The 13007-nt window shown below is 60.4% G+C and carries 15 protein-coding genes; 8 read left to right on the top strand and 7 right to left on the bottom strand.

Annotated elements, in window-relative coordinates:
* Positions 1 to 95 (bottom strand): DUF2986 domain-containing protein (locus OC605_RS26905; protein WP_262140403.1); only part of this gene is annotated, 95 nt, incomplete at its 3' end.
* 128 nt (positions 96 to 223) lie between these two features.
* On the opposite strand from OC605_RS26905, the gene OC605_RS26910 reads away from it, so the two are divergent.
* From OC605_RS26910 to OC605_RS26920, 3 genes are all read left to right on the top strand, one after another.
* Positions 224 to 724, top strand: coding sequence for an RcnB family protein (locus tag OC605_RS26910; RefSeq protein ID WP_262140372.1), 501 nt, complete (start codon positions 224 to 226; stop codon positions 722 to 724).
* Positions 725 to 877: 153 nt separating this feature from the next.
* Positions 878 to 1852, top strand: coding sequence for a quinone oxidoreductase family protein (locus OC605_RS26915; protein ID WP_262140373.1), 975 nt, complete (start codon positions 878 to 880; stop codon positions 1850 to 1852).
* Positions 1849 to 2775: a LysR family transcriptional regulator gene (locus tag OC605_RS26920; RefSeq protein WP_262140374.1), complete on the top strand. Its 927-nt coding sequence runs from the start codon at positions 1849 to 1851 to the stop codon at positions 2773 to 2775. The genes OC605_RS26915 and OC605_RS26920 overlap by 4 nt, the downstream gene beginning before the upstream one ends.
* Before the next feature lie 506 nt (positions 2776 to 3281).
* Here OC605_RS26920 and OC605_RS26925 read toward each other — a convergent pair.
* Both OC605_RS26925 and OC605_RS26930 read right to left on the bottom strand, forming a co-directional pair.
* Positions 3282 to 3758, bottom strand: coding sequence for a hemerythrin domain-containing protein (locus OC605_RS26925; RefSeq protein ID WP_186568952.1), 477 nt, complete (start codon positions 3756 to 3758; stop codon positions 3282 to 3284).
* 253 nt (positions 3759 to 4011) lie between these two features.
* Complete coding sequence (locus OC605_RS26930; protein ID WP_016774306.1) at positions 4012 to 4227, bottom strand: PLD nuclease N-terminal domain-containing protein; 216 nt, start codon at positions 4225 to 4227, stop codon at positions 4012 to 4014.
* 171 nt (positions 4228 to 4398) lie between these two features.
* Between OC605_RS26930 and OC605_RS26935 the strand changes: the two genes are divergently transcribed.
* Both OC605_RS26935 and OC605_RS26940 read left to right on the top strand, forming a co-directional pair.
* On the top strand, positions 4399 to 5526 hold the full coding sequence (locus OC605_RS26935) for a saccharopine dehydrogenase family protein (protein ID WP_262140375.1): 1128 nt from the start codon (positions 4399 to 4401) through the stop codon (positions 5524 to 5526).
* 1 nt (position 5527) lies between these two features.
* The gene (locus tag OC605_RS26940) at positions 5528 to 6025 is read left to right on the top strand and encodes a DUF2269 family protein (protein ID WP_186568954.1); all 498 of its coding nucleotides are present in this window, start codon (positions 5528 to 5530) and stop codon (positions 6023 to 6025) included.
* On the opposite strand, the gene OC605_RS26945 is transcribed toward OC605_RS26940, so the two are convergent.
* Complete coding sequence (locus OC605_RS26945; protein WP_186568955.1) at positions 6008 to 6460, bottom strand: thiol-disulfide oxidoreductase DCC family protein; 453 nt, start codon at positions 6458 to 6460, stop codon at positions 6008 to 6010. The two genes, OC605_RS26940 and OC605_RS26945, sit on opposite strands and share 18 nt — an antisense overlap.
* 51 nt (positions 6461 to 6511) lie before the next feature.
* On the bottom strand, positions 6512 to 7432 hold the full coding sequence (locus OC605_RS26950; RefSeq protein ID WP_225927679.1) for an AraC family transcriptional regulator: 921 nt from the start codon (positions 7430 to 7432) through the stop codon (positions 6512 to 6514).
* An 88-nt stretch (positions 7433 to 7520) separates the two neighbouring features.
* Between OC605_RS26950 and OC605_RS26955 the strand changes: the two genes are divergently transcribed.
* Complete coding sequence (locus OC605_RS26955) at positions 7521 to 8489, top strand: oxidoreductase (protein WP_262140376.1); 969 nt, start codon at positions 7521 to 7523, stop codon at positions 8487 to 8489.
* A 225-nt stretch (positions 8490 to 8714) separates the two neighbouring features.
* Here OC605_RS26955 and OC605_RS26960 read toward each other — a convergent pair whose 3' ends face one another.
* Positions 8715 to 9698, bottom strand: coding sequence for a GlxA family transcriptional regulator (locus OC605_RS26960; protein WP_186568957.1), 984 nt, complete (start codon positions 9696 to 9698; stop codon positions 8715 to 8717).
* Between the two features lie 126 nt (positions 9699 to 9824).
* Here OC605_RS26960 and OC605_RS26965 point away from each other — a divergent pair, with 126 nt between their 5' ends.
* Positions 9825 to 10715, top strand: a complete 891-nt coding sequence (locus OC605_RS26965; protein WP_186568958.1) for an MBL fold metallo-hydrolase — start codon at positions 9825 to 9827, stop codon at positions 10713 to 10715.
* 62 nt (positions 10716 to 10777) lie between these two features.
* On the opposite strand, the gene OC605_RS26970 is transcribed toward OC605_RS26965, so the two are convergent.
* On the bottom strand, positions 10778 to 11653 hold the full coding sequence (locus OC605_RS26970; protein ID WP_262140377.1) for a LysR family transcriptional regulator: 876 nt from the start codon (positions 11651 to 11653) through the stop codon (positions 10778 to 10780).
* A 98-nt stretch (positions 11654 to 11751) separates the two neighbouring features.
* On the opposite strand from OC605_RS26970, the gene OC605_RS26975 reads away from it, so the two are divergent.
* Positions 11752 to 12921, top strand: coding sequence for a mandelate racemase/muconate lactonizing enzyme family protein (locus OC605_RS26975; protein ID WP_262140378.1), 1170 nt, complete (start codon positions 11752 to 11754; stop codon positions 12919 to 12921).
* Positions 12922 to 13007 lie beyond the last annotated feature (86 nt).

The following is a 13007-nucleotide window of genomic DNA, read 5'->3' on the forward strand; positions in this document are numbered from 1 at the left end:
TTGCAGATGTATTTGGGCTTTTTCGGCGCCAGTTTGGCATTGGCCTTTTTGGCCTTTTCCTTGAACAACTGCTGCAGCTTCTTTTGACGATTCATGATTTTTCGATCAGGGGTGGAGAGGGTGGGAATCCTGACGCAAGGCCGAGTGGTCAGCAAGAAGAAATCCACTAAGCTGAGCACATTCGCCCATACTCAAGAGCATCCCCCAACCGAAGGAATCGCACATGAGAAAAGCTCGCAGATTGATTACCGCGTTGTCTTGCCTCGCGCTGGTAATCGGCAGCACGACGGCACTGGCTGACCCCGGCAATGGCAAGGGGCAGGGTGGTCAGGGCGGCCAGGGCAACGGCAAGGGCAAACCGCAGAACATGCAGGATCACGGCAAACAGGGCGGGGGCGGCCAAGGCAATGGCAACAAGGGCCAGCAATCCTCTGGCAATCGCGGCGGTGGTCCGAGCGTTGATCGCGGCAATATTCTCGGCATCATCGAGGGTTCTCGCGGCGAATACGGGAATCCGGGGCCGCCGCTGCCGCCAGGTATTCAAAAGAATCTGGCGCGGGGCAAACCGCTGCCACCGGGCATCGCCAAGAAGTTGGACGGGCGCATGCTCGGCCATTTGCCGCACTATGACGGCTACGAATGGCAACAGGTGGGCACCGACCTGATCCTTGTTGCGCTGGCCACCGGGCTGATCTACGAGGTGCTCAACGGCGCGTTCGATTGATTGTTGAAAGAGGAGCGGCAGCATGTGCCGCTCCTTTTTTATGTGTGTATTGCTGCAGCCTTTGCAGCAATGAACTGCATTCAGGCTGGGTTGTTCGTTGAGTGCTGCGCTTTCAGACTGAGCTTAATGCTTAACGAATGAATGGAGATGACCATGGCCAACGCAATTCGCTTCACCGAAACGGGCGCACCGGATGTCCTGCAATTGCACGCTGTCAGCGAACAGGCACCCGGGTCCGGCGAGGTCTGGCTGGAGCAAGCGGCGGTGGGCGTCAATTACCTCGATGTCAGCCAGCGCAAAGGTGCGGTGCCGGTGGCGTTGCCCTCGGGGCTGGGGCTGGAAGGCGCGGGTCGGGTGGCGGCGGTCGGTGCCGGTGTGAGCAATGTGCGCGTCGGTGATCGGGTCGCTTACGCCACTGGCCCCTTGGGCGGTTACGCCTCGGCGCGGCTGTTTCCGGCAGAGCGTCTGGTGAAGATTCCCGAAGAGTTGTCGTTCGAAGATGCGGCGGCGGTGCTGTTCAAAGGCATCACCGCGCAGTATCTGCTGAAGACGACTTACCCGGTCGGGCCGGGCACGACGATGCTGCTTTACGGCGTCGCGGGTGGTCTGGGGGAAATCATGGTGCCGTGGGCCAAACACCTTGGCGCAACGGTGATCGGTGTGGTGTCGAAGCAGGCCAGTGTCGACAAGGCTCGCGCGTCCGGTTGTGACGAAGTACTGGTGTTCGATGCCGAGACTCTCGCCGCCGATGTGGTGCGTATCACCCAGAGGCGCAAGGTCGATGTGGTGTATGACCCGATTGGTCGGGTGTCTTTTCAGGCCTCGCTGGACAGCTTGCGCCCACGCGGGCTGATGGTCTCGTTCGGCGCGCAGACCGGCGCGCCGACGGCGGTGGAAATGGCCACGCTGAACGCCAAGGGCTCGCTGTTCCTGACCCGTCCGTCGCTGGCCGCGCACACCGCCACGACAGCTGAATATCAGGAGCGCGCGCAAGATGTGCTGGCCGCTGTTGCCGCCGGTATCATCACGCCGCAAATCCGCGCGCGTTATTCATTGGCTGACGCGGCACAAGCGCACGCCGATCTTGAATCGGGCCGATCATCAGGGGCGATCATTTTACAACCATGAATCTGGATGTTCTGAGCAACCCGCACAGCGATGAGATCGCTGCTTTCCTGGCCGTCGCCGCGCAAGGCTCGTTTGTCGCGGCGGGGCGTTTGTTGCAGCGTCATCCGACTATCGTTTCCAAGCGCCTTGCGGCGATGGAGAAGCGACTCGGCGTGCGGTTGGTGGAACGCTCGACGCGACACGTGCGTATCACCGAGGCCGGCCTGCAACTCGAACAGCGCCTGCGCGCAGCCGTCGAGTTGATGAACGAAGCGCAGCGGCAAGCGGTGCAGGGCGCCAGCGAAGTACGCGGCATCTTGCGCCTGGCGTTGCCGGCGGCGATGGGGCGGTTATGGCTGGGGCCGCTGCTGCCGGAATTTCTCAAGGCCCATCCGCAGGTTTCTCTGGTGGCCGATTACAGCGAAGGCCTCGTCGACATCATCGAGCAGGGCTTCGACGCGGCTATTCGCATCGGTGAGCTTGACGATAATCGGCTGATCGCAAAAAAGCTCAGTGACCATCGGCGGATTCTCTGCGCATCGCCGGCCTACATCGAGGCCCACGGCATGCCGCAAACCCCGCAGGACCTGCTGCAGCACAATTGCCTGCGCTTCAGCGGGCTGGCGTCTTTCCCGCTGTGGCGCCTGCATCGCGGCAACGAAGTGCAGACCATTACGCCACACGGCAACCTGACCGCCAGCGACAGCGAATCCCTGCTCGCCGCCGCCCGCGCCGACGCCGGCATACTCGGTGCCGGCGACTGGCTGATGAGCCGCGATCTGGCGGCAGGGCGGCTGATTCGCGTGCTGCCCGACTGGCATCTGGATTCGGCGGGCGGCGTTTATCTGGTCAGACCGTCATCGCGGTTTCCAGCGGCGGCGGTGGTGGCGTTCAAGGAGTGGATCGAAGCGAAATTCGAGACCGGGCCACCTTGGGCGGTTTGAGCAAAGTCTGCATCAAGACCAACACTGACCCCGTGGGAGCGAGCCTGCTCGCGAAAGCGGAGTGTCAGTCATAGTTGATGTGGCTGACCTGACGCCTTCGCGAGTAGGCTCGCTCCCACAGGTTTCGCGGCTTGCTCAGGAATTGCCGAACATACGTATATCCAATGTGGGAGCGAGCCTGCTCGCGAAAGCGGGGTGGCAGTCATGGATGATCTGATTGACCTGACGCCTTCGCGAGCAGGCTCGCGCCCGCAGGTTTCGCGGCTTGCTCAGGAATTGCCGAACATACGTATATCCAATGTGGGAGCGAGCCTGCTCGCGAAAGCGGAGTGTCAGTCATGGATGATCTGATTGACCTGACGCCTTCGCGAGCAGGCTCGGTCCCACAGGTTTCGTGGTTTGCTCAGGAATTGCCGAACATACGTATATCCAATGTGGGAGCGAGGGCCAATTTGGGCGCACAAAAAAGCCCGGCATCGCTGCCGGGCTTTGGTGTCTTCAACGCTTTACGCGGCGATCTTGTTGGCCGCCATTTCCTTTTTGTGGCTCGCCTTCATGGCTTCCATTTGCGCACCCAGTTCCTCGAGTTTCGCCTTGCCCAGCAGCTTCTGCGCTTTCGGAAACATTTCCTGTTCTTCCTCTTCGATGTGGTGCTCCAGCAGTTCCTTGACCACTTTGACCCGACCGGCAAATTCCGGGGTGCCTGGATCGGTTTCTTTCAGATCAGGCAGTACCAGCGAATCCACGGTGCGGTGCTCTTCCTTGGCTTCGTAGTACATGATGTCTTCTTCCTTGCTGCCGGCTTCCTTGAACGCAGGATAGAGAATCTCTTCTTCGAGGCGGGTGTGAATGGTGATTTCCATTTCCAGTTTGCCCAGCAACTCGACGCGTTTTTTCAGCGCGCGGTCGGTGGACTCACTCAGTTGGCTGAGGATGGCTTTGACTTTTTCATGGTCGGCTTTGAGAAGTTCGATGGCATTCATTTTTTGAGGCCTCTGCTTATCACGGATTGAACACAGCGATCTTTTTCGCGCCGCTGTGTATTCAGGAAGAGGCTATCGCAGGACTCATGCCAACTCGCCGATCAAGCGCAACCCTTCTAAATCAAGGGCTGGCATCGAAGCAGGCACAATGCTTTCGTGCAGCCTGCAAGAAATCCGCGCAGCAGACATTGCATATAACAAGCCCGGCAAAAGCCGGGCTGTGGTGATACTTGAGACGGGCCTGCGTCGTTGCTTACCGGCTGGCCTGGGAAGGTGAGCCGCGACCGATATGCTTGGGCCCCGCCAACGCCCAGGCGATCAGGCCGAACAGCGGCACGAACACGATCAGCACGATCCACACGCCTTTATTGCTCGATTTCCCCTCGCTTTTGCGCACCCGGTTGATGGCCCAAAGCTCGATCAGCACGAGAATGACCGCCAATACGATCCACACGGTTTCGATTTGCATAGGCTTAACTCCTGATGGTCTGTGCGTTAGGCGACGAGAGGGGCGTTGGGTTCATTCTTTTTGCCTGGGACGAGCGGACGCGGTGATACCCGGTTGCAAAATAGATGTCTGGTCGCGGCTGCGCCCTATATCCTCTGCGCCACACGTTTGGGCTGGAACAGGGACAGGGCAATGGCATTCAGGGTGATGGTCGTCGGTGGTTACGGCAATTTCGGCAGTATCGTTTGTCGGCATCTGGCGCAGATGCCAGAGATTGAACTGCTGCTGTCGGGCCGCGATGCGCGCAAGCTGCAACACAAGGTCGCTGAGCTGCAAGCGCAGTCGGGCCGAGCTTGCGAAGGCTGGTGCGGTGATGCGATGGGCGCAGGTTTTCAAGCGGCGTTGCGAGAGTTGAATATTCAGTTGGTGGTGCACACCGGCGGGCCGTTTCAGGGGCAATCCTACGCAGTTGCTGAAAGCTGCATCGATGCCGGGGTCAATTACTGCGATCTGGCTGACTGCCGCACCTTCGTCAACGGCATTGATGTGCTCGACGCCCGCGCCAGGGAGGCTGGTGTGGCCGTGCTCAGCGGTTGCAGTTCGGTGCCGACCTTGTCTTCGGCGATCATCGATCAGCAGCGCTCACGTTTTGCGCGAATCGACTCGATCGAGCATGGCATTTCTTCCTCGGCAAAAATGCCGGGGCTGTCCACGGTCGAAGGCGTGCTCGCCTACGCAGGCAAACCGATCAAACAGTTGAAGAACGGCCAGGCTCACGAAGTATTGGGTTGGCTCGATCTGACCCTGCGCAGCATGCCGCAACTGGGCAAGCGGGTGCTGGCCAATGTCGATGTGCCGGACATGGATATTTTCGCACGCCGCTATGGCGCACAGACGCTGCGCTTCAAGGCAGGCGCCGGCCTGAAGCTCGGCGGTGTCGCCAACGCCTTGCTCGCGCAAGCCTTGCGCTTTGGTCTGGTGCGCGATCATGTGCGCTGGGCGGCGCGCCTGGATCGACTGGGAACGCGGTTCGAACGCTTCGGTGACGGCAAAAGCGCGATGTACATCGATGTTCAAGGCATCGGAGTTGACGACCAGCCGCTGAGCATGACCGCGCAACTCACCGCACTGAATGACAAAGGCCCGGAAATCCCCAGCTGCGCCGCCGTCGCCCTGGCAATCAAAATGGCGCGGGGTTATGCACCGCAACCTGGCGCGCGGCCGTGTGTTGGCGAAATCAGCGTCGATGAATATCTGGCGGCGATCAACGATCCGGCCAATCTGAGTCTGTCGGTTCAGTTCGCCGAAGGGCAGCGTTGAGATGCTCTATCTCTGTCTGAAGTACCTGCACGTCATTGCGGCGATTTTCCTCTTTGGTTTCGGCATGGGCTCCTACCTCTACCTGATCGCCGCCAGCCGCAGCGGCAACCCGCAAGTGATCGCCCATGTCGCACGAATGGTGGTGCGCTTTGATACGTGGATCACCACGCCGGCAGGGATTGTGCAGGTCATCACTGGCTATCTGCTGATGCGGATCTCGGGGCTTTCGATGAGCACCGAATGGCTGCTGACTTCGCTGATCATTTTCTTCTGTGTCGGCGCGTTGTGGCTGCCGGTGCTGGTATTGCAAAAGCGTTTGCAGAGCATGGCGCTGGACGCGGGCGAAGGTAGCCTGCCTTCGGATGATCGCTACGCGAGCACGTACCGCTGGTGGTTCTGGATGGGCGTCGCCGGGTTCGCCGGGATGTTTGTCATCGTGCTGATGATGGTGACGAAGATGACGCCGCTGCAACTGATCGGGTCAGCCGTGGGCTTTTAGAAAACGGCTTTCGTGATCCGCAGTCGGCAGCAGGCAAGTGTCGTACTTGCCGAACAGCCGATAGCGGTTCAGCGCGATGCGATCGTAAGCCCAGTCGCGCAGACGACGCGGGAAGATCCGCAGCAGTTTCAGCGGCTGCCAGCGCATTGGCAGTTGCCCGACCACTTCAAGAAATGCATCTGATCGTTCCCAATAATTGCGGTCGCGGATCACCGCCATGGTGTCGAACTCGTCCAGCGGCAAACCGGCCCACGCCAGCAAGGCCTGACCCTCGGGCGATTGCACGGTCGCCAGCCGCACGCGGCGCTGACGGTCATAGCGAATCAGAAACCGCGCCCAGCCGTTGCACAGTTTGCACACGCCGTCGAACAGCACCACGGTTTCACCGGGCTTGAGCATTGGCGCGGAGGTGGGGCGGGTTTTCATGGCAGGCATCGGCGGATGTCCTTGGCGGCGGTTGTCGCGATCATAACCTTGATCACCGGACTATAAGAGTGGATCGCGGCGGTATTGCCCCGGCGATATTCCGTGCACGCGGCGGAATGCAGCGCCAAACGCCGCGTCGGACAGATAGCCCAGTGACGCGGCGACAGTGGCCACATTGTCCCGACCATTGCGCAAGCGGAACGCGGCCACGCGCATCCGCCAGCGCGTGGCGTACTCGACCGGCGCTACACCCATGCAAGTTTTGAATAACACCGCGAAACCCGATCGCGACATGCAGGCAATCTCGGCCATTTGCGTCAGTCGCCAGGCCTTTTCCGGAGCAGCGTGAATGGCGCGCAACACGCCGGCAATCGCCGGTTCCCGCAGTCCGCCCAGCCACGCCAGTTGTTCGGCATCCGCGCTGTTGATGTGATGGCGCAGCGCATGGATGAAGATCAGCCGCAGCAGGTCGTTGCACATCGCCTGCGAGCCAGGCTGATGTGACGGCCACTCGCGGCCCAGTTCATCAAGCAGCCAACCGAACGACGAGGCGCCTGCGGTTTCGGCACGAATGATCAGCGAGGTCGGCAGCACGTCGAGCAGTTCAGTTGCGCCGGGTCCCGACAGCGACACGCTGCCGCCCAGCAACTCGACTTCCTCGCCGACGCCAAAGGTCGCCGAGGCTTCGTCATGGGCGAAAACCTCCGCTGCATTCACCGCCTCGACGTCGGCGCCGCTGGCCAGAATGAACGGCGTGCGCGACACCACAAAACAGTCGCCGGCCTGCAACAGGCGCGCCGGCATGCCTTGCATGCGCAGCCAGCATTCGCCTCGTCGCACCACGTTGAATTTCAGTTCGATGGGTTGGAAACGCAGCGCCCAGACACCGCCCGCTTGCAAGCGAACCGAGCAGGCTGCGCGCAGTTCCGAGAGTGCCAATACGGCAGAGAGTGGATCGCCAGCAGGATTTTGGATGATCACGACAGAAACCTGGATTTATCAGACTGTTTCGTCCCGAGAGCTTAGCCAAGAATGAAGGCCTTCGATAGCTCACTCAGGATTAAGGCTCATGGCCACGCTTCAACAACCTGTGCAATCACCGTTCAACGCCGCCAGCACAGCGGCTGAAGTCATGGCCGGCATCGATCTGCGCGGGCAGCTCGCTGTGGTCACCGGCGGCTATTCCGGGTTGGGTCTGCTGACGGCGAAACGCCTCGCTGCGGCAGGGGCGCAGGTCATTGTGCCGGCCAGAGACACCGTGCGGGCAGAGGCGGCTTTAACCGGGCTCTACAGCGTCAGGGTGATGCCCATGGACCTCATGCAGGCTGAATCGGTGGCGGCGTTCAGCCACAGCGTGGTCAGCGCGGGCCAGCCAGTGTCATTGCTGATCAACTGCGCTGGAGTCATGGCCGCGCCGTTGCTGCGCGATGTCGATGGCCATGAAAGCCAGTTCGCGACCAACCATCTCGGTCATTACCGCCTGACCTGCGGCCTCTGGCCGGCGCTGGTCAAAGCTGGGCAGGCGCGGGTGCTGTCGGTGTCATCGCGCGGGCATCAGATTGCCGGGGTGGACTTTGATGACATCGATTTCTCGCAGCGGCCGTATGACAAATGGGTCGCCTATGGCCAGTCGAAAACGGCCAATGCCTTGTTCGCGATTGCACTGGATCAGCGTGGGCGTAGCCATGGCGTCCGCGCATTCTCGTTGCATCCCGGGCAGATTCTGACGGATCTGGCACGGCACCTCAGCACAGCGGAACTTGCCGCATTCGATGCGCTGGATGAGCAGGGCCGGCCACGGCTGGATGCGCACAATGGACTGAAAACTGTCGAGCAAGGCGCGGCGACGGGGTTGTGGTGTGCGACCAGTGCATTGCTTGCGGATTTGGGTGGCGTGTATTGCGAAGACTGCAATGTTGCGCCGGTCAATGAACCGGAAGCAGGCCGCAAGGGTGTTGCGAAATGGGCGGCGGATGCTGAGCTGGCTGAGCGACTTTGGGCGGTTTCGGAGCTACGGACGGGGCTCACGGTCGCATAAATCGAGTCAATGGCCAAAAGCCCCTCACCCTAACCCTCTCCCGGAGGGAGAGGGGACTGACCGAGGTGTTCAGTAGAAATTCGCCGACCTGAAATACCGGGGCGAACTCAGTTCTTGAACTGCACCCAAATCGGCTCCCTCTCCCTCGGGAGAGGGCTGGGCGGGCGGCGTTCCGATGAGGGGCTGCCGCGCCGCCGGAATCAAGTCGCCCCCAAAAAGTGCTCGTCACGCCCGTGCACCGCGTTCGCGCTTCACCCCAAGACAAAACATCTTTCGATAATCCGAAGGCGACGTCCCCAAGTGCGCCGCAAACTGCTGCCGCAACGACAGCGGCGTGCCAAACCCGGCTTCCCCGGCAATGCATTCAACCGGCAAATCCGTGGTTTCCAGTAACGCCTGCGCTTTGATCACACGCTCGGCGTTAAGCCATTTGAATACTGTCGTACCGGTGGTTTCTTTGAAGCGCCGGGTAAAAGTGCGGCGACTCATTCGGGCTTTCTCCGCCAAAAGGTCCAGCGACAGATTTTCACCCAGATGCATGCGCGCCCAATCCAGAACTTCAGCCAGATGCGTTTCGCTCGACAGCTGTGGCACCGGGTGCTCGACGTATTGCGCCTGGCCGCCTTGCCGGTGCGGTGGCGTGACCAGCATTTTCGCCGTGTGATTGGCCACGTCAGCCCCGAACCGCTGGCGCACCAGATGCAGACAACAGTCGATGGCCGCTACGGTGCCCGCTGAGGTCATCAGATTGTCGTCGGTGACATACAACACCTCGGGGCGAAAGCGAACCCTGGGAAAGCGTTGGGCAAACTCGTCGCGCGCCGCCCAGTGCGTCGTGGCTTCCTTGCCATCAAGCAACCCGGCATCGCCCAGCACAAACGCGCCCAGGCATAAACCGACGATCAATTTGCCTTCGGCGTGGACATTCTGCAGCGCCTGTACAAGCGCTGCCGAAGCAGTGATCGATTGATCACCCCATGCCGGAATGATGATGACGTCGGACGCCGCCATCAATTCCAGGCCATGAGCGACCGCCAGGCCGATGCCTTGGTCACTGGCGACCATGCCGGGTACTTCCGCGCAGTAATTGATCTGGTAACGAGGCTCAGTCGACGCTGGATTCGCCGTCGCCAGGACGATGCCCGGCACCGACAGGTGGAACAGGCTGACGCCGTCGAACGCCAGAACAGCAACGCGAATGGGGGACATAAAATAAATCTCGGTTGCACACTATCGGGTTGGCCCGATTATATCGATATATGTCTTTCAGGCCACTGTTGGCTGCGCCAGGCTTCAGCAAAAATGGACCCATTCATAAATAACAGGATGATTCCGATGACACTCAAGACTCTACCGTTTGCCCTGAGCATTGCTTGCGCCGCTGCTACCGCACCAGCCTTCGCAGAGACAGAAACGCGGGCAAACCCTGAAGCTGCACACAAGCTGAATCTGCAGCAAGTGCGTAATGCCACGGTGAAGATCACCTACGGCGACACGACCTTTCTGATCGATCCGATGCTGGCGAAAAAGGGCGCGTACCCAGGGTTCGAAAATACCTACCGCAGCAACCTGCGTAACCCGCTGGTCGACCTGACTGAGTCCCCGGAGCAGGTGATTGCGGGCGTTGATGCCGTTATCGTAACGCATACGCACCTGGACCACTGGGATGACGCGGCACAGAAAGCGCTGCCCAAAGACATCCCTCTGTTCGCCCAGCATGAAGAAGATGCGCAACTGATCCGCTCGCAAGGCTTCAAGAACGTGCGCGTGCTGACGAATGAGGCTGAGTTCGGCGGCGTGAAGATCAGCAAAACCGGTGGCCAGCACGGCACTGACGAAATGTATGCCGTGCCGGCCCTCGCCAAACCGCTGGGCGAAGCCATGGGCGTGGTGTTCCAGGCGCCCGGCTACAAAACACTCTATCTGGCCGGCGATACCATCTGGCGCCCGGAAGTCGACCAGGCCATCGAGAAATTCCAGCCTGAGGTGATTGTGCTCAACGCCGGCAAAGCGAAAATGAGCGGTTACGAAGGCTCGATCATCATGGGCGAGGAAGATGTACTGCGAGCGACGCAGGTAGCGAAAGACGCAAAAATCGTCGCCGTGCACATGGACGCGATCAACCACATGTCGCTGACCCGCGCTGAGCTGCGCAGCTACCTGCAAAAGCACGGCATCGAGAACCGCGTGGACATCCCGGCGGACGGTGCTGCGTTGCAGTTCTGATTGATTCAGGCCTGCCTGGGCGTGTCGCCGACGCGCCCAGGCTCAAGAGGCTGATTGGCCCATCACTCGCCCAGCTTCGCCCAGAACTCCTCGGCCGAAGGGCTGATCGGTGCCGTCGGGCGAGTCAGGTGGATTTCCAGTGGAATATCCCAACTTTCATCCAGTGCCCTGACCAGACGCCCGTCAGCCATTTCCTGTTCGGTCAGGCTTTTCGGCAGCCAGGCCACGCCTTTGCTTTCCAGCGCCATCGACATCAGCACTGCGGCCAAGTGGCTGCTGAACAGCGGTTTCAGGTGCAGATAATCAGCCTTGCCATGCAGTCTGTGGGCGACGATTCGGCCCAGGCCGGATTCGTGGGTGTAGGCCAGATAGGGCAGGGTTTCAGGCGACGTGCCGAACTGGGCTGAAGCACTCGCCAGCGGTACAAGTACATCCTCGCCAACCTTCTTGCCAATGAACTGATCCGGCGCCAGTAATGGCGGAACGTCGGGGTGGCGGTGGCACAGCAGGAACTGCACTTGGCCATGAATCAGCATCTGTTCGCACACGGCCATGCTGTCGGAATGCAGGCGAACCGCATCGATCGGCGCGCCACTTTCGGCGCTGCGCAACCAGCGTGGGAAGAAGGTGAATGACAGCGAGTGAGTGGCAGCAAACTGCAAGGTTTTCGCCGCCATGCCAGCCACTTCCTGGGCCTCGGAGCGCATGCGGTAAAAGCGTCTGGCCGCTTCCTGGGCGCTGGGCAGAATCTGCCTGCCGGCCTCGGTCAACGTTGCACCTTGCGGGGTGCGCACGAACAATTCGACACCCATCCAGTTCTCCAGCGAGCGCACTCGGCGACTGAACGCCGGCTGCGTCACATGGCGCGCTTCAGCGGCCCGGACAAAGCTGCCGTACTCGGCCAGTGCTGAAAAATCCTCAAGCCAAACCAGTTCCAAGGGCAATGCCTCCTGTGCATAGGGCGCGGCATTAATAGCATTGGGCGGGTGTCGTCGCAACGCATAACGTTGGGTCACCACAACAAGAGGAACCCGTCATGCGTATCGTCGATATCCGTGAAAAAACCGTCTCCATTGCTTCCCCGATCGCCAATGCCTATATCGATTTTTCGAAGATGACCTGCTCGGTCGTCGCGGTCATTACCGACGTGATTCGCGACGGCAAACCGGTCATCGGTTACGGCTTCAACTCCAATGGTCGCTACGGCCAGGGCGCGTTGATGCGCGATCGCTTTCTGGCGCGGATCACTGAAGCCGACCCGGAAACCCTGATTGATCACGAGAACAATAACCTCGATCCGTTCGCCATCTGGAAAACCCTGATGACCAACGAAAAACCGGGCGGGCATGGCGAGCGTTCAGTAGCGGTCGGCACCATCGATATGGCGGTGTGGGACGCGGTGGCGAAGATCGAAGGCAAGCCACTGTATCGCCTGCTTGCCGATCGTTATCGCAACGGTATGGCCGATGACAAAGTCTGGGTGTATGCGGCCGGTGGTTATTACTACCCAGGCAAGGACCAGAGCAAGCTCAAGGCGGAAATGCAGAGCTACCTGGATCGTGGCTACGACGTAGTCAAGATGAAGATTGGCGCGGTGCCGCTGGATGAAGATATCCGCCGCATCGAAGCGGTGCTCGAAGTGGTTGGCGACGGCCAGCGCCTGGCGGTCGACGCCAACGGCCGCTTCGATCTGCAGACCGGTATCGCCTACGCCGAAGCGATCAAGAAGTACAACCTGTTCTGGTACGAAGAAGTCGGCGACCCGCTGGATTATGCGCTCCAGGCCGAGCTGGCCAATCACTACGAACTGCCGATGGCCACCGGCGAAAACCTGTTCTCTCACCAGGATGCCCGCAACCTGTTGCGCCACGGCGGCATGCGCCCGGACCGTGACTACCTGCAATTCGACTGCGCGTTGTCCTACGGGCTCGTTGAGTACATGCGCACCCTGAAAGTGATGGAAGAGCTGGGTTGGTCTTCGCGCCGCGTGGTGCCACATGGCGGTCACCAGATGTCGTTGAACATCGCCGCCGGCCTGCACCTGGGCGGCAACGAATCGTACCCGGACGTGTTCCAGCCGTTCGGCGGTTTTGCCGATGGCATCCGCGTGGAAAACGGCTACGTCGGGCTGCCAGATATTCCGGGTGTCGGCTTCGAAGCCAAATCTGCGCTGTATGCCGTCATGCGCGAACTGGGCGAGGGCTGATTCGGTTTCACCTGCGGCCTCGTTCGCCGAGGCCGCACTTTCAGGCGTCATCCTCGACGCCAAAGCCACATGCCCACCACAACAAT

The sequence above is a fragment of the Pseudomonas sp. Marseille-Q5117 genome (assembly GCF_946901175.1).
GTDB classification, from domain to species: Bacteria; Pseudomonadota; Gammaproteobacteria; order Pseudomonadales; family Pseudomonadaceae; genus Aquipseudomonas; species Aquipseudomonas iranensis.